The organism is Cytobacillus pseudoceanisediminis (genome assembly GCF_023516215.1).
Lineage (GTDB): Bacteria > Bacillota > Bacilli > Bacillales > Cytobacillaceae > Cytobacillus > Cytobacillus pseudoceanisediminis.
The window spans coordinates 4,896,040-4,919,612 of sequence record NZ_CP097349.1 but is presented as its reverse complement, the minus strand read 5'-3'; the positions used below and the strand labels follow the sequence as shown (position 1 = coordinate 4,919,612).

The following is a 23,573-nucleotide window of genomic DNA, read 5'->3' as shown; positions in this document are numbered from 1 at the left end:
TAATTATATGATTCAATCATCCATTAGTCAAATGATACGTTCCTCCCGAAACTGAATGGGTACTCCCTAAGGGGACTTTACTTTTCAAAAATAGAATTTGAAAGCAATCGGAAGAGGTAATCAGTATGATCACGGAAGCCGGCTTCAAGGCCAATTAGTGTAACATCCTTATCCTGCTCTTTCACCATGATGGCCTGGCCCTGTGCAGCACTGCGGTTTTTCCAGTGTCCCGCTACGAAGAAGTTTTCTTCATCAGCAATGGCTGCAAGCACGTCATCATTCTCTGTGCCCGTATACCAGACTGGACGGTAAACGAATCCAAGATCATCTCTACTGTAGCCTGCTGTTGCGCCAGTGCCTTTATAATCTACCTTAATAATTCCGTTGCTATTGGATCCTCCAGTATTGATAATATCATCTGTCAGGCCCAGGGTCTTTGTTGCACGGGAAGCACCGGCACCTACAGCAATATATTTTCCTCCTTCAGAAACGAACTTTTCTACATTTGCTTTAAATGCAGCCAGTTCTTCCTGATTTTTAAGGCCAAATTCTTTATTGGCATTACTCAAATTCAAAGAAATTAAATTTTCCGTTCCACTGTAAACAAAGACATCATGGGAAGCAAGGCCAGTATTTGCAACCTCCGCTGGAGTCAATTCCGTTACACTAAAGCCTAATCTCTCAAGAGCCAGTTTCGTGCCTGAATGAGATTGCGCTTTGTTCATCCCTCCATCTTTTAAAATGCCTACACTCATTTCTTTAATTGTCTCTGCATCTGCAGGAACACTTCCTGACATGATATCTAGGCCGGACTCTTTAACAGCCGCTGAAATAGCACTTGCTGATCCTTCAGCATAGAAGTTTCCTTCGCTGTCTCGTTTAACCATAACCCCCTGCTTAAGCAATTCGTTCACAAGCTGAACTGCTTTCACTGAGCTGTTCGGAATAATAAATGGCCCTTTTCCGCTTAGTGAACCCTGTTCTTTCACATTATTCACCTTTGTTGCCGCTGCCTTTACATCATTTTGAACAGCGATTGCTTCAAAGCCCCATAGTTCTGGAAGACTCCAGGCAGAAATATCATACATGGCCGGTGTATCATCTGTTATATCCTCACCATCCCACAGCATGGTGTTTGCCAGACCTGCCTTTGCCTGATCCATTGGAACGATGTAAGTGCCCTTTGGATAGGAATTGCCGTCTGCTGCAAATGCTTTTGACGCCTGAACAACCTCGATATCATTCTTAATTAAATGATTAACAGCCTTATTTACTGCGGTTGGATCTTCCTCATTCACTGGAAGAATATATGCTTTCGGGAAATGCCCTTCTTCATGAAAAGGATGATCAAAATTAATGCCGCGCTTAAACATTTCAATTTGGTCTGTAATCATTGCTTCCTTGTTATCGGTTGAATATTTCAGTGCTCCCATAATGGCATTGTACATCCAGCGGACGCCGTCTTCGTCATTTGTCGGAGCTTCAAGGGTATGGCCATAAGCACCATGATACATGGCATACATCGGGGTGAAAATTGGCGGATAATCGTCCCAGCCGGCGGAATCATCCCGCTGCGGAATATATGCACCATCCATTTCTTTATACAGGGTGCCTGTGTAAAGAGCCTTGTCTCCCATAATTTCTGCTTCCATTGCTTCTGCCTGATGATTAGCCCATTTTTGATATAAATCATATTCATAGTTAGGATTATGCGGAGGTGTACAAGGTTCAATCAAACCCTGTTTGTTTGGTGCATAATTTTTCACATATCCGTGAGTATCCAGGAAGACCATCGGATTCCACTCTTTAATAAGAGACACGGTTTCTTGCGTTTCAGGCTGTGATTGCGTGATAAAATCACGGTTCAAATCAATTCCTTCGCCATTAAAACGGGTCGCATCCACACGGCCATCCGGGTTCTGCACCACGTTAAAAATAAGGATATTATTGTCCAGAATCTCCTTTGTTTCCTCGTCATTCTGTGTGGCAAAACGTTCAATAAGCTGCATCACAGCATCGCTTCCCACAAACTCTGTCCCATGGATCGACCCATTGATCATGATTGGCACTTTAAAGTCCGGGTTATCAGCAATCCAATCCTGGGCTTTCTCCGGATTTTTGAACATTTGCTTTCTTAAGGCCTGAATTTTACCGAACTTGCCCTGAGCACCCGGATCTGCAATGGTCACGACATATAGAGGGTATCCATCCGCGGAAGTACCTTTTACCTCCACCTTCACTCTATTAGACTGTTTTTCAATTTCTGCAAGTTTTGTCCCTATTACTGAGAATTTCATAAAGTCATAGTTTTCGCTATTGAATAAACTTCCTTCCTTTTCCTCTGACACATTAACATTGACCCACTTTGGGCTGATCGCATGAGCAGCACTTAAAGGAACAGATGCCAAAATACCCGCTGCCAAAACTCCTGATAAAGCTTTCTTTTTATTCATTATGTACCTCCAGATGCAATAGTTTTGTATATTTATGAGATAGGTTTTATTTTAATTCAATGTATTCAATTGTGGCAATGCAACTATTTTCCTAAAAAGAAAAGAGGGACCCAGAAATGATCCCTTCTATTTTTCTACTTAAATGCTTTAACTCCACCTTGCACAGGAAGCATTATATGGCTTCTCTCCGGGTCGATGGTTATTTTCGTGCCTGCCCCAGGTCTGATTGTATAGTTATAATCACTTGATAGAACTACTACTCCCATACGATCACCTTTTTTAAATACATAATCATCCGGCTGCATATCCCATGTAAAAGTGTATTCACGGTCCGGCGTCAGTCCTGAAGATCTATTTTCACTGTGAAGGTTTTGCGGATCCATCCACCCTCTAGTAACAATTTCCGGCTTTCCTTCCCCATATTTAACAAGGAGGGCAGTTAAGTTGGCCGTTTTCCGGTCAATGCTTGCACGAATTTGAATTTCCGGGGTTCCGCTCATCCGAATGTCGTTTTCTAATGGAGGCGTCAAATAGACGAGCCTATGAGGTAATGAAGAATCAGGATTCAGGGCCAATTCTTCAGCCTTGATTGTGGCATCATCCACAAAATGCTGATTCTCCTTATTCTTGTTCGGTACAGGATGCAGTTCTAAGCTGCCCCCTCCATCGGAAGCCGGTTTAAAATGCAATTTTGCGTCAGAGGTTCCCTTAGCCGGCCAGTTTGCCTCAGTATGCCATGTTTTATCCTCCCTCTGGATGTCAACCATTGGTTCATCCATGACATTATTTTTAATATCATAGAGCCAGTAATCAAACCATTTATTTAAAGTTGGTAGCCATACATCGCGTCTGAAGCTGTATGGGCTGGAATGGCCGCCTTGATGAAGCCACATTTTTCTGGGAACATTATTATCGCCAAGCGCTTGCCACCAATCTGAAAAATGCTTTGTTTTAACATTCCAGTCATTTAACCCATGGACAATAAAGACACTTGCTTTAACCTGATCAGCATCCTTTGTATAATCCCTTTTACTCCAGAATTCGTTGTAATCCCCGGTTTCCCTGTCCTGGCCTTCCGTTAATCCTTTTATGACATTGCTGCAAGCTTCAGGGTTTTGCCTGGTTAAAATGGCTTCTGCCATGTTATCCGCATCTTCCCCTGGTATCCGCCTGGTGCTATCACAGCACCATTCGAACGATAATAGTCATACCAGCTGCTTATGGCCGCTATTGGCACAATCGTTTTCAGGCCTTCAACTCCTGTTGCTGCCACAGCATTAGGGAGTGTTCCATTATAAGATACTCCTGTCATCCCCACATTCCCTGTTGACCAATCAGCTTGTATTTCCTGTCCCTCTGCATTAAAAGCTTTCGTTCTGCCATTCAGCCAATCGATTACAGCACGAGTTCCAAGGATCTCATGCTCATCGCCGGTTGTAGGACATCCATCCGACAAGCCTGTCCCTACACTTTCTGCAAGAACAACCGCGTAGCCTCTTGGTACAAAATAGTCATCATAATAACCTGGGAGATTTGCCTGAGGGTTACCTTTTTCACCTTTGCTTTTCCCTTTCTTGGGTACAGAGTTCAGTTCTGTATCCACGTCATAAACCGGGACACCTTTAATTCCAGAACGGTAAGGACTCATTTCATAAATAACAGGAACCTTTAAACCTTCCTCTGTTTCCTTTGGCCTGATAATATCAGCACGTATTCGATCCAGCTTTCCATCTCCATCACTGTCAGTTGCTGTTTCAACAAATACTCTTTCGACAATGGCATCATCCAGAGAAAAAATGGGCTGTGTCATGCCATTTTCGACTTTAATCCGAGATTCAGCCAAGGCCATGCTGCTTTGATTGTCTTTACCTGCTGCAGGCAAAATCCCTCCTGCAATTAGCGGGAAAACGATAACTGAGGCCATGACCACTTTTAATGCAGCTTTTTTCATAAAAATCCCCCTATTTAAAATAATGTTATAATTTTCAGAATAAATCAAAAGTACGTAAGTTTCGATAGTCGAAAGACCTGTATTTTTCTAGTTGCATATGATCATAAACTATCAGTCTCCTTCAAAGGTCATGATTTTACATGTCTGCTGTCCAGATTTAGTACTTTAAATCTACCATTTTTTACAATTCGAAAAGGCAGAATCTTACTTTTCTCACACATCTGAAATATCTGCTAGTCTAATAGAATCGTTTTAACTCTTTATTAAAGGAAGCGGAGATATGTAAGCGAATACATATAGCTGGATTACTAGTCGAGGAGGAATAAAAGATGAAAGTTGGAAGGAAAGCTTCTTCAATTATGCTTGCAGCCGTTCTGACAGCTTCAAGTTTGTATGCAGTGCCTGTTCAATTTGTGCAGAGTGCTGAAGCAGCACAAAGTAAAGCTTTGGATCCTGGCTCCAAAGCATTTGATCAGAAGGTAATTGCAAGGGTCGATGCATCCCGCATGATGGAGGATGTCAGCTATTTATCTGAAACCATAGGGCCGCGGGTTGCAGGAACAGAAGCAGAAAAGCAGGCAGCTGATTTTATACGCAAACGCCTGGAGTCCTATGGCTACACAGTAGAAACACAAGAGTTCAGCATACCGGATAAAATGGCTGGAGATTTACACACCAGTGATCTGAAGGAGGTTCTTATAACCATTCCTTCCGGATCAGGATCAACGCCTGAAGAAGGAATTACTTCTGAATTATATGATGCTGGATTAGGCAGGGCAGCTGATTTTACAGAGGAAGCCAAAGGAAAAATAGCACTTATTTCACGCGGAGAGATTAGTTTTGCGGAAAAAGTTACAAACGCAGTGAATGCCGGTGCTGCGGGAGTTCTAATTTATAACAATGTGGATCAGCCAGCACCCATGAATCCTTCAATTGGAGGCCCATATGACATTCCGGTGGGAAGCATAACAAAGGCAAGCGGAGAAGCACTACTTCAAGATGTTGCTGCACATAACAAAACGGTAACACTGACTGTCAAGAGCTTTAAAAACATAAGATCGCAAAATATTATTGCCACCAAGCACCCTAAGCCTAATAAAGGCGGGGAAACTGACATTGTCCACATTTCTGCACATTTTGATAGTGTACCATTTGCTCCTGGGGCTAGCGATAACGCATCCGGAACCGCTGTTGCCTTAGAGCTGGCCAGAGTCCTGAAAAGCTATCCCGCTGACAAAGAATTGCGTTTTGCTTTTGTAGGTGCAGAAGAGATTGGTCTTCTTGGTTCTCAATATTATGTGAGCCAGCTGAGCGGCAATGAAATAGAGCGAAGCATCGCAAATTTCAATATGGATATGGTAGGCACAGCATGGGAAAATGCCACTGCGATTTACATGAATACCCTTGATGGCCAGGCAAATATCGCAACAGAAGCCGCCATTGCCACAGCCGGGCGGATTGGCACCCCATCTGAGCTGGTTCTTTATCAGCGCGGAGCTTCAGACCATGTTTCTTTTCATGATGCAGGAATCCCGGCAGTCAACTTTATCAGACGAGAACCTGCCACTGCCAATCTTGAACCGTATTACCACACACCACTTGATTCCATCGAGCACATTAGTGCCGAGCGGATGAAAGAAGCCGGTGATCTAATAGGCGCTTCGGTTTACAGCTTAATTCGAAAATAGAATTGACTTAAAGAATCCCCGGATTTTCCCCGGGGTATTTTTTTCGTTTTTTTACTTTCCGGCTATTTAGTATAAACGATGCGTTTACGAGCAAAATATGAGGGTAAATTATATTCGTTCTAAATTTCATGTTCAAATTATTAAGGGATTTACCGTTTAAATGGAAAAGAAATCGGGTAACATAAATGTAACAATACTAAGGCATTTACTATCTGCCCGATAGTCCTATATATCCCTAAAGGAGGGAGTCATCATGGATTTTGAACACGAGGCTGTCATACTACAAAGAGAACTCTCCCTTCTCATGGATGAATATGAAAGGTGCGAGATTGACGACGTGAAAAATGAAATATCAAAGGACATTCAACTGCTGAGCCGTGCAATAGACGATATACTTAATTAAAGTATATGCTGGCATGGCTTTTTTTATATTCTATGCAGCTGGCATTTTTTAGCAGTCAGCTGCTGAAACCTTTTGAAATTTAGGAGGGGTAATATGCCTCAGCACATCTATTACAGTTTCATACGTTTGCCCTTAGTAATCAGAATTCTGCTGATTGCCCTGATGGTGATCTTTCTGTTTGGCGGATTAATACATATTATTGAACCCTCCTCCTTTCCGACATTTTTTGATGGAATCTGGTGGGCGGTTGTAACCGCTTCAACTGTCGGTTTTGGAGATTTTTATCCCAAAAGTACTGCAGGGCGAATAGTGGGTATTGCGCTTATTTTTACAGGAGCGGGCTTTCTGTCTACCTATTTTATTTCACTTGCAACAGCAGCAGTTACCAGACAGAATGACTTCCTGGAAGGAAAGATCGAATATCGGGGTCAAAACCATATTGTTGTGATCGGCTGGAACGAGCGCTCAAGGGAGATCGTCAATACTCTTGGAGGCGATGGGATGAACCATTCCATTGCCTTAATAGATGAAACACTAAAGTCTAACCCTGTTCCCCACAATAATGTACATTTTATTCAGGGTCGCGCTAACAGAGATGATGTACTTGTGAAGGCAAATATCTTTGATGCCCAAAAAGTAATTATAACAGCTGATCAGAACAAAGATGAACTGCATGCTGACATGAATTCAATATTAACCTTATTGGCAATCAAAGGATTAAACCGGGATGTACAATGTATTGTTGAAATATTAACTTCAGAACAGGCAGCCAACGCCAAAAGAGCGGGAGCCGATGAAATTGTTCAAACGAATGTTCTTACTAGCTTCGTCATGATCAACAGCGTCTCTTCCCAGGAGCTTGTTACTTCATTCCTTGATTTGCTGGGACAGCTTGATAAACGCAAATTAACTTTTCAGCCTGCATCAGAAGAAGTGGAAAATAAGACTTTTGTTGAACTTAGTGCTGAGCTTATGAAAGAAGGCATTCTGCTTTTGGGTGTTAAAAGAGGGGAAGAAACTCTGGTTAATCCTCCCCAGCCTTTTAGAATTCTTCAGCAGGATCAGCTGATTGTTATACTCGGTTAATCTCTTAATAATTTAGACTCCAGCTCTTCGACAAGCGCTTTGCCGAGATCAATGAATTCTTCCGGAAAACTGGCATCCTTATCCACAGGCTCCGAGAATTGATCAAAGGAGGCGCTGAAATTCCCTGTATAGGCGTGGTCATCCAGGCCGCGCTGATACTTATGGGAAAGCAGAAACGGCCTGCCTATTTCCACCGTACAGCTTGGATCATCAAGCTGCCCATCAATTGCCTTAAATGGGACCCTTAAAAACTGGTACCCCACCTCATCATCAATTTTGTAATCAAAAGATCCGTGATCATAATCCCAGTTCCCGCCAATCGAATAGCCAATCGGCTTCAAAGCCTGCTCCAGCTTATATAAATCAAAATGCTTTCCTTCCGCTTTTGAAGGTATCTCAATCACTGAATCCATCCCCTTTTACGCTTTTTGCTTAGTTTCTCCAATGTAAGGGATATCATGAATGCGATTTCCGAAGATTATGTTTAGGAATTTGAGGTTTCGCGAATATAATTTAGTTTTCGCGATTATCTGCAGAAAATCGCGGATAAATCTGTGTCGCGGATATATGTAAAATCTCGCGGAAATTATTAAGGTTTTTGCGGTTAAGTGCTATTTTCGTTTTTGGAAAGAAGGAATTCCATTCTTAAAAGCGGAATTATCATTACTTAGAAAGGAGTGAAACCTATTTGATAATAAAAAATCGTTTAATACCTATCAGAATCCGACAGAACGAGGCCCTAATCAGGCGAATCCCAGCTGCTCATCCACAGAGATCAACTATAGAAGGTGATTTAGCTAAAAGAAGAGTCAGTTATCGAGGGGAACAGTCGCTGGATTATTATTTAAGTCACCTGCCTGATAAGGAATTTACTATCCTGCATGATTTAAGGCTTTTTAATGGAAGCACTTATTTTCAAATCGACACCCTCATTCTTTCCCCATACTTCGCTTTAATTATTGAAGTGAAAAATATCCTTGGAACCCTCCTTTTCGATGAGACCTTTAATCAGTTCATAAGAACTCGGAATGAAAAAGAAGAAGGCTTCCCTAATCCTCTTATACAAGCCAAGCGCCAGAAAACACAATTAAAAACATGGTTAATCCAAAACTTAGCAGCCGATATACCAATAGAATATCTAATTGGCATAAGCAGCCCCTCTACTATCCTGAAAACTTCTGCAGATAGCTCACATGTTCCATTTCGCGTTATTCACATCGAACACCTTATTGAAAAAATTAAGTTCTTCAAACAAAGTTATCCTATAGAAGTTATTACATCTCGACAGATTAAAAAGATTCCGAGAGCACTGGTTATAAACCATGTACCTGGATTTTTAAATGTCTTGGACCATTACAATATCTCTTCTCAAGAAATTATTAGTGGTGTTCTATGCCCAAGCTGTCTTATTTTCCCCATGCGGCGGATCCATGGAGATTGGCTGTGCCCCCAGTGCGGGTGTAAGAATAAGAAAGCTCATCTGCCCGCTTTATCTTCTTCTGATTAGTCCTGCTATATCAAACAAGCAAGCCAGAGCCTTCCTTCATTTAGCTTCTGAAGATACCGCATCTCGACTTCTGTCTGTAATGCCCAGTTCAGGCACTAAAAAAAGGCAGAATTTACTTTCTTCAATAAAAAAACGCCCACCCGCAGGCAGACGCTTTTCACTATTACTTTAATCTCTTTTCAAGTTCAGCTTTTTCTCTTCAAATCCTGGTTTTCCTAACAGAGCGAACATGTTCACTTTATATGCTTCTACTCCAGGCTGGTCGAACGGATTCACTCCCAGCAGGTAGCCGCTCATTGCACAGGCTTTTTCAAAGAAGTAAACCAGGTAGCCAAATGTGTAGGCATCCATTTTTGGTATGGATACGATCAGGTTTGGCACTCCGCCGTCTGTGTGTGCAAGCATTGTCCCCTCAAAGGCTTTGTTATTTACAAAGTCGACAGTCTCACCCGCAAGATAGTTCAGGCCATCAAGATCATTCTCTGCTTCTTTAATGGTAAGCTCATGGCGTGATTCTTCCACCTTGATAACCGTTTCGAAAAGGTCCCGGCGGCCTTCCTGCACATACTGGCCTAATGAATGAAGGTCAGTGGAGAAATTTGCTGAAGAAGGGAAAATTCCTTTCTGATCTTTTCCTTCACTTTCACCAAACAGCTGCTTCCACCACTCTGCAAAATATTGAAGTCCTGGTTCGTAGTTGATCAGCATTTCAATCGTTTTGCCTTTGTTATAAAGAACATTGCGGACCGCTGCGTACTGGTATGCTGCATTCTCCTGAAGCTCAGATTTGCTGAAGTCTTCGCGTGCCTGTGCAGCACCGCTCATCATATCTTCAATGTTTGCACCGCTGACAGCAATCGGCAAAAGACCAACTGCTGTAAGGACTGAATAGCGGCCTCCTACGTCATCCGGAATAATAAATGACTCATAGCCTTCTTCTGTCGCAAGAGTCTTTAGAGCGCCTCTTGCTTTATCGGTTGTAGCATAGATTCGTTTACGCGCTTCTTCCACACCATATTTCTCTTCCAGCATTTTGCGGAAAATACGGAAAGCCAATGCAGGCTCAGTTGTTGTGCCTGATTTTGAGATAACATTGATGGACCAATCTTTGCCGTCAAGAAGGTCCATTAAATCCTTCATATAAGCGGAACTAATATTGTTGCCGGCAAATAATACCTGCGGAGTGCCGCGCTTTTCTTTTGGAAGTGCATTATAGAAACTGTGCTGAAGCATTTCAATAGCCGCACGCGCTCCAAGATAGGAACCTCCAATTCCAATGACGATAAGAACATCGGAATCGCTTTTAATTTTCTCAGCAGCTTTTTGAATGCGGGAAAACTCTTCTTTGTCGTAGTTTGCAGGCAAATCGATCCAGCCTAAAAAGTCACTGCCAGCTCCAGTTTGTTCATGAAGGGAGTGATGGGCTACCTTCACGGCATCCTGCAGATATGTAATTTCATGTTCGCCAAAAAAGGAAGTGCTTTTGCGTAATCAAAACGAACGTGTGTCATGAATGTCCTCCAATTTTTCTCAAATTTAAACAGCCTTCAGTAATTCTGGCTGTCATCCTTATACCACTTTAACGAAAGCCTTAAAGTTAATCAAGAATCATCCTCTAATGTAAGCGTGTCCAATTTTGACATATTTTTTACGCGCAAAAGGTGATTGTCATTTTTCGGCGAAAATTGTAAAAGGACTCTGCTTTGGCAGAGTCCAGCCTGATATTTATAAAGAAGCGCGGTAGATTGAAACCACGTCATCATGATTTAATTTCGAGAAATTGCCGAATTCTCCGTTGACAGTCGCTTTGTCTGCCATCAATTCGATCTTGCTGTCATCAATATCATAATCAGCCAGGCGTGAAGGTGCACCAATGCTGTTCCAGAATTCACGAAGCTTTTCAATGCCTTCAAGCGCAGTCTCCTCATCTGTTTTTCCTGCCGGATCCACGTTAAATACACGGATAGCCAGCTGCTTGAATCGCTCAGGCTTCACGTTCAGATTATGCTTCATCCAGTTCGGGAACAGAATGGCCAGACCCCCGCCATGAGGAATATCATAAACGGCAGATACAGCATGCTCGATGTTATGTGTAGCCCAGTCTCCCCGGTAGCCCATATTCAGAATACCGTTCAATGCCATTGTGCCGGAATATAAGATGGAAGCACGATGCTCGTAGCTTTCAAGGTCTTCAAGGAGCTTAGGAGCTGCTTCCATAATGGTAATCAGCAGGGATTCACACATGCGATCCTGAAAATCGGTATTTTCTTCAAGATGGAAGTAATGCTCCAGTACATGGGACATCATGTCCACAATTCCATATACCGTCTGATTCCTTGGCACCGTGAACGTATTAACAGGGTCAAGGATTGAAAATTTAGGGAAAGTCACAGGACTGCCCCAGCCATATTTTTCGTTTGTTTCCCAGTTTGTAATTACAGATCCTGCATTCATTTCAGAACCGGTTGCCGCTAGTGTAAGAACGGTTCCAAACGGCAGAGCTTTTGCAGCAAATGCTTTCTTGATGACTAAATCCCAGGCATCGCCATCATATTTGGCACCAGCTGCGATAGCTTTTGTGCAGTCAATTACACTCCCGCCTCCAACTGCCAGCAGGAAATCAATGCCTTCAGTTTTGCAGATTTCAACGCCTTTGCGGACAGTGGAAATTCTTGGATTAGGCTCAACGCCTGATAGTTCAAATACTTCAGCCCCAATTTCATGAAGCTGTTCCTTCACTTTATCATATAAACCATTGCGCTTAATGCTTCCCCCGCCATACACAATAAGAACCTTCTTGCCATACTGCGGAATTTCAGTCTGCAATTGGGAGAGCTGATCTTTCCCAAAAATTAATTTAGTCGGATTATAAAAGGTAAAATTTTGCATATCACCATCTCCTTTTCCACATCATTATCTTTCAAATTTTCAGCTAATGCAAAAAGTACGATTCGAAAGGCGGACATTATATATGCCGGTTCTCAGATCATCTTTTTCATTATGGCTCTTAACGATTATTACGATGAATATTTTTTATTTCCGTGCAGCAACATAATAGTGAACCTATACTACAAGGAGGAAACATCATGAGTGGCATACAGCGTATTGCACTGGTTCTAACAATTATTGGCGCTATTAACTGGGGTTTAATCGGATTCTTCCAATTTGATCTTGTGGCAGCTATCTTTGGCGGTCAGGATTCAGCCCTTTCAAGAATAATATACGGTCTTGTGGGCATTGCGGGCTTAATCAATCTGGGGCTTCTCTTCAAACCAAATGAAGAGCTGGAAAGAGAACCTGAAGCAAGGCCAACCCGTTAATGCATGCAAAAAATCCTTGCACATTGTGTGCAAGGATTTTTTTGTTTTATATATCGATTACCGAATTACACCCAGCCTCTGAAGCGGGATGCTTCAGACATTTTTCTCGCGCCGACCATGTAGGCAGCAAGACGCATATTTACTTTTCTTTGCTGTGAAGTCTGATAAACATTATCGAAAGCTTGAACAAGCACTTTTTTCAGCTTTTCTGTAACTTCCTCTTCAGTCCAATAGTACCCCTGATTGTTCTGTACCCATTCGAAATAGGATACCGTCACACCGCCTGAACTGGCTAACACATCAGGAACAAGCAGGATTCCCCGGTCTGAAAGAATTTTTGTCGCTTCAAGAGTGGTTGGGCCATTTGCTGCCTCTACTATGATGGAAGCTTTAATATTATGGGCGTTTGCAGCGGTAATCTGATTGGACACAGCCGCAGGAACCAGGATATCGCAATCCAGTTCAAGCAATTCTTCGTTTGTCAAAGTGTTATCGAAAAGGGTCGTTACCGTTCCAAAGCTATCGCGCCTATCAAGAAGGTAATCAATATCCAGGCCATTTGGATCATATAGAGCACCATAAGCATCTGAAATGGCGACCACTTTAGCGCCTGCATCATGCATGAATTTTGCCAGGAAGCTTCCTGCATTTCCAAACCCCTGAACAGCCACACGTGCTCCTTCAATGGAAATGCCGCGCTTTTTCGCAGCTTCCTCAATGCAGATCACTACACCCTGTGCAGTTGCCTTTTCCCTTCCTTGCGACCCGCCGAGAACAAGCGGCTTGCCTGTGATAAATCCGGGAGAATCATACTCACGGAGTCGGCTGTATTCATCCATCATCCAGGCCATGATCTGTGAATTCGTATAAACATCCGGAGCAGGTATATCTTTTGTAGGGCCAACGATCTGGCTGATTGCCCTTACATATCCTCGGCTTAAGCGTTCCAGCTCTCCCATTGACATGGAACGGGGATCACAAATGATGCCGCCTTTCCCCCTCCATAAGGAAGATCCACAATTCCGCACTTTAAACTCATCCACATGGATAAAGCTTTTACTTCATCATCATTTACTTCAGGATGAAAACGGACACCGCCCTTTGTCGGTCCTACCGCATCATTATGCTGTGATCTGTAGCCGGTGAAAATTTTTGTCGACCCGTCATCCATCCTTATCGGGATTCTTACCGTGAGCATCCTCAGCGGCTCTTTCAGCAGCTCATACATCTCATCTGCATAGCCGAGCTTGTTCAAAGCTTCTTTGATCACAACTTGAGTTGAAGTAAATAAATTTAAAGACTCTTCCATTTTTTGTTCAGTTTCTTTACCAGCTACTCCTGCAGCTCCCATCATGGCACCTCTTGATTTTAATATTTAGGAAAATTACAGCAATACTCCATAACCGGCGGCCCTGCATCACAAATTCAGACACAAGGGCCAACTGTCCGTATAATTGTATTAGCTTAATACTTTATTGATTCTTTCAATTGCCCAATCAAGCTCTTCTTCAGAAATGACTAAAGGAGGGGCAAAACGAATAACCGTGTCATGCGTTTCTTTGCAAAGCAATCCTTGTTCTTTAAGCTCTTCACAATATTTGCGAGCTGGCTCATTCAGCTCAACACCGATAAATAAGCCGCGGCCGCGCACTTCTTTAATAACCGGATTATTAATTTCTTTTAATTTGCTCATGAAATAGTCGCCCAGTTTAAGGGAACGGTCTGCCAGCTTTTCTTCAACCAATACGTTCATGGAAGCAACAGATACGGCACAAGCCATTGGGTTTCCTCCAAATGTTGAACCATGTGATCCAGGATTAAATACCCCAAGAACATCTTTATTCGCAACTACGCATGAAATCGGGAATACTCCTCCACCAAGCGCTTTCCCTAAAATGAACATGTCAGGATCTACATCTTCCCATTCGCATGCAAACATTTTTCCGGAACGCGCAAGGCCAGCCTGAATTTCATCTGCAATGAATAATACATTGTTTTCCTTACAAGTTTCATATGCTTTTTTCAGGAAGCCTTCCGGAGGAATCACAATTCCAGCTTCACCTTGGATTGGCTCAATTAAGAAAGCCGCCGTATTCTCAGTGATTGCTTCTTTAAGAGCGTCAAGATCTCCGTAAGGAATCAGCTTAATGCCTGGAAGCATAGGTCCGAAGCCCCGCTTATATTCTTCTTCAGAAGAAAGCGAAACCGCTGTCATTGTACGGCCATGGAAGTTACCTATACAAGCAATGATCTCTGCCTGGTTATCTGCCACGCCTTTTACATCATAAGCCCAGCGGCGTGCAGCTTTGATTGCCGTTTCAACCGCTTCCGCACCAGTGTTCATCGGAAGGGCCATTTCTTTATTTGTCAGTTCACAGATCATTTCATACCAAGGCCCCAGCTGATCGTTATGGAAAGCACGGGAAGTTAGCGTTACGCGGTCAGCCTGATCCTTCAGCGCCTGGATGATTTTTGGATGGCGGTGCCCCTGGTTTACTGCTGAATAAGCACTTAGCATATCCATGTATTTATTGCCTTCAGGATCTTCCACCCAGACACCTTCCGCTTTCGAAATAACGATTGGAAGCGGGTGATAGTTGTTTGCACCGTATTTTTCAGTTTGTTCGATTAGTGAATGTGATTTTGTCGCTTCAGTCAATTAAAATTCCTCCTTTTTCAGAATAGTCCTTTATATTGTAACGTTAAGCTATTCTTCTTTAAACTATTTAGGGTTTTAGCATGCACAGGATATGAAAAATCCTGTGCATGCTTTACAAGTCTTAGTACATTTCAGAAGTAGTCTTCGCCTGCATGTGCAGAAGAATGTAGTCAGGGCCGCCCGCCTTGGAGTCAGTTCCTGACATGTTGAATCCGCCGAATGGCTGGTATCCAACAATCGCGCCTGTACAGCCGCGGTTGAAGTATAAGTTTCCAACATGGAAGTCTTCGCGCGCTTTTTGGATGTGCTCACGGTTCTGTGTGATCACAGCACCTGTTAAGCCGTACTCGGTGTTGTTGGCGATTTCAAGCGCATGATCGAAATCTTTTGCCTTTGTGAAGCCAACGACAGGTCCAAAGATCTCTTCCTGCATTAAGCGTGCATCCGGGGCAAGGTCTGCGAATACTGTCGGCTTGATGAAGAAGCCTTTCGAGCTGTCTCCTTCTCCGCCAGTCATCAGCTTGCCTTCTTCTTTGCCGATTTCGATGTAGCTCATGATCTTGTCAAATGCGCCCTGGTCAATCACTGGACCCATGTAATTGCTCTGGTCTTCAGGATTGCCCTGCGTTAATTCGTTAGTCAGTTCCACCACACGGTTAAGAACCTGATCGTATACATCTTCTACTACAACCGCACGTGAACATGCAGAGCACTTCTGGCCGGAGAATCCGAAAGCAGAGGCAACGATTGAAGTAGCTGCCAATTCAAGGTCTGCTTCTTTGTCCACAACGATTGTGTCCTTACCGCCCATTTCAGCGATAACACGCTTTAGCCAGATTTGGCCTTCGTTTAGCTTGGAAGCACGTTCGTTGATGCGAAGACCAACGTCGCGTGAACCCGTGAAGGAGATGAAGCGAGTGTCTTTATGGTCAACCAAATAGTCGCCCACTTCTGCACCGCTGCCCGGTACAAAGTTCAGCACGCCCTTCGGAAGGCCTGCCTCTTCCATCACTTCAACAAATTTCGCAGCCACAACCGGTGTTGTAGAAGCTGGTTTTAATAGGACTGTATTTCCTGCCACGATCGCGGCAACAGTAGTGCCGGCCATGATTGCAAGCGGGAAGTTCCAAGGAGAGATGATGATCCCCACTCCCAATGGAATGTAGTCATAACGGTTATATTCGTTCGGACGGCTGTTGACTGGAACACCGTCTTTGATTTTTAAGATTTGGCGTGCATAGTACTCAAGGAAGTCAATGGCTTCCGCAGTATCAGCATCTGCCTCGTTCCAAGGCTTCCCTGCTTCCTTTGTTAAAAGGGCAGAAAACTCATGCTTGCGGCGGCGGATAATCGCAGCAGCTTTGAATAAAACATCTGCGCGTGTTTCCGGCTTCACTTTTCTCCATGTTTTGAATGCTTCAACAGCAGCCTGCATTGCTTTTTCCGCAAGCTCGCGGTTTGCCTTTGAAACACGGCCAACTACTTCTTCTTTATTAGAAGGATTGATGGATACGATTTTTTCATCAGTAGAGATTCTTTCTCCGCCTATTAATAAGTCATAGTCCTGTCCTAAATAGCTTTCGACTGTTTTTAATCCCAGTAAGTATGCTTCACGGTTTTCTTCTGTTTTAAAATTTGTGAAAGGTTCATGTTTGTAAGGCTGTACCATGATGCCATCCCCCTTTAATAAATTCGTTTTTTATCCACCATTTTATTATGCAAGAACTGTGCCAAATATAAAAAGCTGATAAATGAGTATTTTCATAAACTGAAAGCAAAATATTTTTGCCCTTTTTAAATCACTAATAGTTATTGGTGCAAATTTTCATTGCATATATTCGAATTAGTATATACTATTGAATAAACTGCCGAGTGAAGGAGATCACAATGAATCACAGGGAATTTGAACAGCTCCAATTGAAAAGCAAGTTATTTCAACGGATATTAGATGAAATTGATGTTGGTGTCCATGTAGTGAATGAGGAAGGAAGAACAACATTCTACAATAAAAAAATGGCCCAAATAGAGGGTATGGATTATGAAGATGTACTGGATAAAAATCTGCTGGATGTATTTTCTTTCAATCAGGACGAAGACAGCACCTTGCTTCAGGCGCTCAAAAATGGCAGCAAAATTAAAAATGCCAAACAAACCTATTTTAACAATAAGGGGCAGGAAATCACCACGATCAATAATACTTTCCCAATTATGGAAGATGGTGAACAGATTGGCGCTATGGAAATCGCACGTGATGTGACCAAGCTTGAAAAGCTGATCAGAGAAAATATGAATAAACGCGGAGACACCCGCTATACTTTCGATAGTATTATTGGCAGCAGCGACGAGATCCAAGAAGTGATTGAAGCGAGCAAAAGAGCAACCCGGACAAGTTCTTCTGTCCTGATTATCGGGGAGACCGGCACAGGGAAAGAGCTCTTTGCCCAAAGCATCCATAATGGCAGCAGCCGCTCTTCAAAACCATTTATCTCCCAAAATTGCGCTGCTCTTCCGGACAGTCTGATAGAGGGGCTTTTATTTGGTACAAAGAAAGGGGCATTTACAGGCTCCATTGAAAGGCCAGGATTGTTTGAACAGGCAAATGGCGGGACTTTGCTGCTGGATGAAATCAATTCACTTAATCCATCCCTGCAGGCAAAGCTTTTGAGAGTTTTGCAGGAAAAAACGGTCAGAAGGGTCGGTGATACGAAAGACCGGACAGTAGATGTAAGAATTATAGCAACCATTAACGAAGACCCGATTGATGCTATCTCAGAAGACCGTATGAGAAAAGATTTATATTACAGGCTAAGTGTTGTTTCCCTCTTTGTTCCGCCTCTGCGCGAGAGAAGAAAGGATATCAGGGATCTTGCACAATTTTTCATAGAAAAATACAATCAGCTCTTTGGGATGAATGTAGCGGAAATCGATGAAGAAGTAATGAGCAAATTCGAGCAATACGATTGGCCGGGCAATGTACGGGAACTGGAGCATATTATCGAAGGGGCCATGAATCTGATTGACCAGGAAGAAGCGATCAGCTATGTGCATTTGCCTCTTCACTTCCGGAATAAGCCTCAATTCAAGGAGGAGCCGAACGAAACCGGTCATTTGGAGGATTTGCTTATACAGAAAAACAAGCCTATTAAACCACTTGAACAATATATACAGGAAGCTGAGACCTACTATCTAAAGAAGGTCCTTAAACACCATGGCAATAATATAACCCAATCCGCAAAATCTCTTGGCATGAGCCGGCAAAACCTGCAATACCGGCTAAGAAAATACGGAGTAAGGAAAGAAACAGCTGATTGAAGCCGCTTGAGGTTAGAAGAATAATTTGTTCGCAGATATAATGAATTTTACGCGATAAAACTTGATTATCGTGATTATATTCTTTGGCGGATAAAAGATATTTTCCGCTGGTGTATCCTAATTTCCGCGTAACAAAAACGAAAAGCTCCCCTTGGGGAGCTTATTTGTATAGAATATCGTCCCTAAGAGCTGCAACGCGAGTCAAAGCTTCATCGATATCCCTCTCATTCACCCCAAAATGGGCAAGCGCACCATGCAGATGCCTGGCAATCGCGTTAAAGTGTTCGGGCTGCAGGTTCATACCCTCATGCGCTTTTGCCATGGAATTGCCTGAATATTGATTAGGGCCGCCTAATGCATAGCTTATGAACTTGGATTGATGACGTTTTTGCTTAATCATATCCGTATGCTCAAAAAACTGATTGACGGTCGGATCCTTTAATACCAGTTCCTCGTAAAAATAATCAACTACCTTTTCAATGGCTTCTCCGCCGCCTGCTTTTTCATAAAGTGTCTGTTCTGCCATAACTATCTCTCCTTTTAACAAAATGTATTCTTTGACTAACTCAAAGTCCCTATTCATAAATCACGACAGGAATTGCTCCCGTTTACTTTACCCTATCATCGCTTTTTCAAAAAACAAAAGACTCCGAATGATCGGAGCCCTATGATGCTATTTGATCTTTTTCTTCCATTTCTTTTCGTTCCTGATCACTCATGAAAGTTATTTTGTAGCCAAGCATGGCAAAGATAATAGCCAGGATCGGCACAGTGAAATTTAAAATCGCGTAAGGTGCATATTCAAAGGGATGAACAGCCAATGTTGACATGATAAACACTGCACAAGTATTCCATGGAACAAAAACAGAAGTGACCGTACCCCCATCTTCAAGTGCCCGTGAAAGATTTTTGGATTGCAGATTTTTATCCTTAAATGCCTGTGTGTACATTCTTCCCGGCAGCAGAATGGAAATATACTGCTCTGCAGCCGCCACATTTGTAAAGAACGCAGATAGTACGGTAGTTGCTACTAAACTTCTTGCTGAACGGGCCAATTTCAGTATCTGTTCAACTATGGCTTTTAACATGCCGGTCTGCTCCATAACTCCCCCGAAAGCCATCGCCACAATCGTTAGGGACACGGTGTACATCATATCGTCAATGCCGCCTCTATTGAAAAGCTCGTCCACCATTGTGTTGCCTGATTCAATCGAAAATCCGCCCTGAAGAGTATTGACCGCATCCCCCACAGCACCGCCCTGGACTAAAATATGGCAAAGCCAGCCAAGGAAAACCCCACCGCAAGCGAAGGCAGTGCAGGCACCTTTTTTGCCACTAACCCTATAACAATTACAGGTACCAGTAAAAGCCAAGGAGAGATGACAAAGTTCTCTGATAAAACATTCATGACACCAGTTATTTTATCATTATTCAAATCATCCCCGCCAAATTGCCTTCCCAAAAACCAATAAGCAATAATGGCAATGGCCAGCGCCGGAAGGGTTGTGTAAAACATATGCTTTATATGCGCAAAAAGATCCGTGCCTGTGATTCCCGCAGCCAAATTAGTCGTGTCGGACAGCGGTGACATTTTATCTCCGAAATAGGCGCCTGAGATGATAGCTCCCGCCACCATTGGAGCCGGGATGCCCATACTGATTCCAATGCCCATACCGGCGACGCCAATTGTTCCCATTGTAGACCATGAGCTTCCGATTGCCAGAGTGACAATGGCACAGATAATACAAATTGAGACTAAAAACATGGATGGGGTCATCAGTTTTAATCCGTAAAAGACCATGGTCGCTACAATTCCCCCGCCAATCCAGGAGCCAATTGTCAAACCGACCATTATAATAATCAGAATAGCCGGGAGCGCTAACTTAATGCCTTTATAGAAGCCTTCCTCAATATCGTTCCACTTATAGCCAAAACGCCAGGCGATGAAAGCGGATACAATTGTTCCGGTAATTAAAGGCACATGAGGGCTTCCCTCAAACTTAACAATTGTAATAATCATGGCAGCAATCATCACCAGCAGCGGCAGCACTGAAAACCAGAAGGGAATTTTCTTTCCTGTTTCTTGCATGTATGTTCCTCCTTTTAAAGTTGCAGTTGGTTTAACTATTGCAAGATTAATGCCAAGATATTAAATTCCAACATTTTTCAGACTATTTATCTTAAAAAATATAAATTTCATCTTTTTTATGTATCTAAGCATGCAAAAGAATTTGTCGAGCGCTCGCTCATTTTGCACGAGAAAGCAAATATTTTTTGCATCCCAATGAAAATAAAAAACCGGGCAGGAAACCCGGTTTATCCATTTTATTACTTCTTAATAAGATCTTCGCGCTGGGACTGGTCAATCCACTCTTGAAGCTTATCCTTAAGTGTGTTGAATCCCTGTGCAGATTCGTCTTCCATTTTGATTGGAGCTGCCTGGCGCTTGCGAGGCTTTCTAGCTTTCGCTTCTGCTTGGGGAGCTTCTTCTGTTGCACGGATTGATAAACCAATTTTACCTGCTTCTTCGTCAACAGACAGCACTTTCACCTTTACTTCATCGCCCACTTTAAGATGCTCATTGATATCTTTAACGAAACCATGAGTCACTTCGGAAATGTGCACTAACCCCTGTGTATTCTCATCTAATGCCACGAACGCACCATATGGCTGAATACCTGTTACCTTTCCTGTAATAACACTGCCTACTTCGATTTTCTCAGACATGAAAACACTCCTATTTAAATTCAAATTTTATCTCTTTATACGCAATAAGAAATTATATCATAACTTCTTAAAAATATCAAAAATGATTTTGATGACACTCACTTACATTTTATCCCATAAACAATTCTGACAGCCATTCATTATAATAAAACAATCCGCAAACAATATGTAGACATCTTTTTGGTTTGTTAACGAAATGTTCATGAAGTAAAGAAAGGATCTCACGTTTCTCATGATAAAATATAGATAGAAGAAATTGACAGTGGGAGTGATGGGTATGTCAAAAATCGGCCATAACATTAAAGCCTGCCGAGAACGCGCAAATATAACCCAGCAGCAGCTAGCTTTGAAAGTGAGAGTTGGAACGGGGACGATTGCAAAATATGAAAATGGAGACCAGATTCCTGATACCCAGACTGTTTTAAAAATCTCAACCGCCCTCGATATTCCAGCTTCTGAGCTGCTTGAACAGGAACTTCAGAAGGGCCAGTCAGGAATCGATTATGAAATTGAACAGCTTGTGCGTGAAATTGGCACCAAAAAAGCTAAGCTCATCTTGCGCAAAGCAAAGGAATTCAGCGAGGAAGATTTCCTCCGTGTCATGCAAATGCTATTTGAGATCAAATATGATCAAAAAGTTTTATAAAAGAGAGTATATAAAAAGAGAATACTGGTTAGCCTTGTAGTGTAAGGCTTTCTAGTATTCCCCCTTTTGAAGTTGACAATCTGTTGCGGATTGTCCTTTTTTTATGCCTTTTGGTTTCGCTTTAAGAAATGGCCAATTCTCTTAATTGCTTCCTGCAGCAACTCCATGGAAGTGGCATAAGAGCAGCGCACATGGCCTTCCCCGCTTTCGCCAAAAATATTGCCTGGCACCACCGCTACCTTTTCCTCCAGCAGCAGCTTTTCTGCAAATTCTTCAGAAGAAAGTCCCGTACTTTCAATAGATGGGAAAGCATAAAAGGCTCCGCCCGGCACATGGCATGTTAATCCCAGTTCATTTAGGGATTGAACGAAATAATTCCGCCTGCGCTTATAGCTCTTTTTCATATCCTCAACATCTGATCTGCCTGTTTTCAAGGCTTCAAGAGCGGCAAACTGGGCCATCGTTGGCGCACACATCATCGCATACTGGTGAATTTTCAGCATCGCCTGGGATATCGCTTCAGGAGCGCAGACAAACCCCAATCTCCAGCCTGTCATGGCAAACCCCTTTGAAAATCCCGAGATCAGGATGGTTCTTTTTTTCATCCCGCTTATTGCGGCAAAACTTGTATACTCGCCATCATAAGCAAGCTCAGCATAAATCTCATCTGAAAGAACCAGCAAATCGTATTTTTCAGCTATTTGGGCAATGGCCTCCAGTTCACTCCCACTTAACATTGTTCCAGTCGGATTATTGGGTGAACAAAGTATAATGGCTTTAGTTCTGTCAGTTATTACTTTTTCCAGCTGCTTAGGCAGAATCTTAAACCCATTCTCTTTTAAAGTTTGAACCTGAACAGGCACACCGCCCGCAAGAGACACTAATGGCACATAGGATACAAAGCTTGGCTCGACTACAATTACTTCATCGCCCGGATCGAGGATGGCCCTAAGAGCTATATCAAGCGCCTGGCTCGCTCCCACTGTCACGATTATTTCACTCCGGGGAGAATAACATACTCCGAAGCTTTTCTGCATATATCCTGCAATTTCCTCCCGAAGCTCCATTAACCCGGCATTAGCCGTATAAGATGTATATCCCTGCTCAAGCGATAGGATGGCTGCCTCACGCACAGACCATGGTGTGATGAAATCAGGTTCCCCCACCCCAAGGGAGATGACTCCTTCCATTCCTGCAGCAAGGTCAAAAAAGCGGCGGATCCCGGAAGGCTTCAGCTCTTCCACCGTTTTTGATAAATAAGACTTAGTTCCATTCATTACGGTGACACCACAATTCGTTTGTCGTCTTCATTATGTTCAAAAATAGTGCCGTCATGCTTATATTTTTTTAGAATAAAATGTGTGGTTGTCGATAAGACAGAATCGAGAGTCGATAGCTTTTCTGATACAAATCGGGCGACCTCATTCATGGAACGGCCTTCGATGATGACAGAAAGATCATAGGCACCGGACATTAAATAGACAGACCTTACTTCTTTGAAACGGTAAATTCTTTGTGCAACTTCATCAAATCCCACCCCGCGCTTTGGAGCGACCTTCACATCAATCATTGCGGTAACCCCTTCATGACCGTCGACTTTTGACCAGTCAATAACGGAATTAAAACGCACAAGCACTTTCATTTCCTCGAGTTTATCTAAAATAGTTTCTGTTTCAGCCATACTTAATTCAGCCATTTTCGCAATGTCTTCCACAGGGATTCGCGCACTGTTGTTTTCTAAAATTTCTAAAACCTCTATTTGCTTTTCAGTTAATTTCACCTTTGTCGCTCCCATCCTTTAGTGATTTACTCTATAAAATA

Annotated in this window: 16 protein-coding genes and 4 pseudogenes; 7 read left to right on the top strand and 13 right to left on the bottom strand. The window is 42.8% G+C overall.

Annotation, left to right across the window (positions count from 1 at the left end; translation table 11 throughout):
• Positions 1-77 precede the first annotated feature (77 nt).
• Both M5V91_RS26265 and M5V91_RS26260 read right to left on the bottom strand, forming a co-directional pair.
• Complete coding sequence (locus tag M5V91_RS26265; RefSeq protein ID WP_019383175.1) at positions 78-2,453, bottom strand: M14 family zinc carboxypeptidase; 2,376 nt, start codon at positions 2,451-2,453, stop codon at positions 78-80.
• A 134-nt stretch (positions 2,454-2,587) separates the two neighbouring features.
• Positions 2,588-4,404 (bottom strand): annotated as a pseudogene (locus tag M5V91_RS26260) (Xaa-Pro dipeptidyl-peptidase).
• A 329-nt stretch (positions 4,405-4,733) separates the two neighbouring features.
• Here M5V91_RS26260 and M5V91_RS26255 point away from each other — a divergent pair.
• The 3 genes from M5V91_RS26255 to M5V91_RS26245 all read left to right on the top strand — a co-directional run bounded on the left by M5V91_RS26255 (position 4,734) and on the right by M5V91_RS26245 (position 7,581).
• Complete coding sequence (locus tag M5V91_RS26255) at positions 4,734-6,092, top strand: DUF4910 domain-containing protein (protein WP_019383173.1); 1,359 nt, start codon at positions 4,734-4,736, stop codon at positions 6,090-6,092.
• Positions 6,093-6,345: 253 nt separating this feature from the next.
• Complete coding sequence (locus M5V91_RS26250) at positions 6,346-6,495, top strand: hypothetical protein (RefSeq protein ID WP_009331622.1); 150 nt, start codon at positions 6,346-6,348, stop codon at positions 6,493-6,495.
• 93 nt (positions 6,496-6,588) lie between these two features.
• Entirely contained in the window at positions 6,589-7,581 is a 993-nt protein-coding gene (locus M5V91_RS26245; protein ID WP_019383172.1) for a potassium channel family protein, read from the top strand.
• Here the strand turns inward: M5V91_RS26245 and M5V91_RS26240 are convergent.
• On the bottom strand, positions 7,578-7,985 hold the full coding sequence (locus tag M5V91_RS26240) for a YugN-like family protein (RefSeq protein WP_009331624.1): 408 nt from the start codon (positions 7,983-7,985) through the stop codon (positions 7,578-7,580). The genes M5V91_RS26245 and M5V91_RS26240 overlap by 4 nt on opposite strands.
• A gap of 284 nt (positions 7,986-8,269) precedes the next feature.
• Here M5V91_RS26240 and M5V91_RS26235 point away from each other — a divergent pair, with 284 nt between their 5' ends.
• Positions 8,270-9,088 (top strand): nuclease-related domain-containing protein, encoded by an 819-nt coding sequence (locus tag M5V91_RS26235; RefSeq protein ID WP_251175034.1) that lies wholly within the window; start codon positions 8,270-8,272, stop codon positions 9,086-9,088.
• Positions 9,089-9,256: 168 nt separating this feature from the next.
• On the opposite strand, the pseudogene M5V91_RS26230 reads toward M5V91_RS26235, so the two are convergent.
• Both M5V91_RS26230 and M5V91_RS26225 read right to left on the bottom strand, forming a co-directional pair.
• Positions 9,257-10,599, bottom strand: a pseudogene (locus M5V91_RS26230) (glucose-6-phosphate isomerase).
• 214 nt (positions 10,600-10,813) lie between these two features.
• Positions 10,814-11,977, bottom strand: coding sequence for an iron-containing alcohol dehydrogenase (locus M5V91_RS26225; protein ID WP_019383169.1), 1,164 nt, complete (start codon positions 11,975-11,977; stop codon positions 10,814-10,816).
• Positions 11,978-12,174: 197 nt separating this feature from the next.
• Between M5V91_RS26225 and M5V91_RS26220 the strand changes: the two genes are divergently transcribed.
• Positions 12,175-12,408 (top strand): DUF378 domain-containing protein, encoded by a 234-nt coding sequence (locus tag M5V91_RS26220; RefSeq protein ID WP_009331627.1) that lies wholly within the window; start codon positions 12,175-12,177, stop codon positions 12,406-12,408.
• Between the two features lie 65 nt (positions 12,409-12,473).
• Here the strand turns inward: M5V91_RS26220 and M5V91_RS26215 are convergent.
• From M5V91_RS26215 to pruA, 3 genes and pseudogenes are all read right to left on the bottom strand, one after another.
• A pseudogene (locus tag M5V91_RS26215) lies at positions 12,474-13,717 on the bottom strand (Glu/Leu/Phe/Val family dehydrogenase).
• 150 nt (positions 13,718-13,867) lie between these two features.
• Positions 13,868-15,067 carry an ornithine--oxo-acid transaminase gene (locus tag M5V91_RS26210; RefSeq protein ID WP_009331629.1) on the bottom strand — a complete coding sequence of 400 codons (1,200 nt, stop codon included), beginning with the start codon at positions 15,065-15,067 and terminating at the stop codon, positions 13,868-13,870.
• A 121-nt stretch (positions 15,068-15,188) separates the two neighbouring features.
• A complete protein-coding gene (pruA, locus tag M5V91_RS26205; RefSeq protein ID WP_064328225.1) occupies positions 15,189-16,736 on the bottom strand; it encodes an L-glutamate gamma-semialdehyde dehydrogenase in 1,548 nt (515 codons plus the stop codon).
• A 218-nt stretch (positions 16,737-16,954) separates the two neighbouring features.
• Between pruA and M5V91_RS26200 the strand changes: the two genes are divergently transcribed.
• Positions 16,955-18,379 carry a sigma-54 interaction domain-containing protein gene (locus M5V91_RS26200; RefSeq protein ID WP_009331632.1) on the top strand — a complete coding sequence of 475 codons (1,425 nt, stop codon included), beginning with the start codon at positions 16,955-16,957 and terminating at the stop codon, positions 18,377-18,379.
• 160 nt (positions 18,380-18,539) lie between these two features.
• On the opposite strand, the gene M5V91_RS26195 is transcribed toward M5V91_RS26200, so the two are convergent.
• The 3 genes and pseudogenes from M5V91_RS26195 to yugI form a co-directional block, all read right to left on the bottom strand.
• Positions 18,540-18,905: a group I truncated hemoglobin gene (locus M5V91_RS26195; protein ID WP_251175032.1), complete on the bottom strand. Its 366-nt coding sequence runs from the start codon at positions 18,903-18,905 to the stop codon at positions 18,540-18,542.
• A gap of 139 nt (positions 18,906-19,044) precedes the next feature.
• Positions 19,045-20,468: pseudogene (nhaC, locus tag M5V91_RS26190) on the bottom strand (Na+/H+ antiporter NhaC).
• 239 nt (positions 20,469-20,707) lie between these two features.
• Positions 20,708-21,106, bottom strand: a complete 399-nt coding sequence (gene yugI, locus M5V91_RS26185; RefSeq protein ID WP_009331635.1) for a S1 domain-containing post-transcriptional regulator GSP13 — start codon at positions 21,104-21,106, stop codon at positions 20,708-20,710.
• Between the two features lie 277 nt (positions 21,107-21,383).
• Between yugI and M5V91_RS26180 the strand changes: the two genes are divergently transcribed.
• Complete coding sequence (locus tag M5V91_RS26180; RefSeq protein WP_009331636.1) at positions 21,384-21,752, top strand: helix-turn-helix domain-containing protein; 369 nt, start codon at positions 21,384-21,386, stop codon at positions 21,750-21,752.
• A 101-nt stretch (positions 21,753-21,853) separates the two neighbouring features.
• On the opposite strand, the gene M5V91_RS26175 is transcribed toward M5V91_RS26180, so the two are convergent.
• Entirely contained in the window at positions 21,854-23,029 is a 1,176-nt protein-coding gene (locus M5V91_RS26175) for an aminotransferase (protein WP_071156712.1), read from the bottom strand.
• Complete coding sequence (locus tag M5V91_RS26170; RefSeq protein ID WP_071156710.1) at positions 23,029-23,532, bottom strand: Lrp/AsnC family transcriptional regulator; 504 nt, start codon at positions 23,530-23,532, stop codon at positions 23,029-23,031. The genes M5V91_RS26175 and M5V91_RS26170 overlap by 1 nt, the downstream gene beginning before the upstream one ends.
• Positions 23,533-23,573 lie beyond the last annotated feature (41 nt).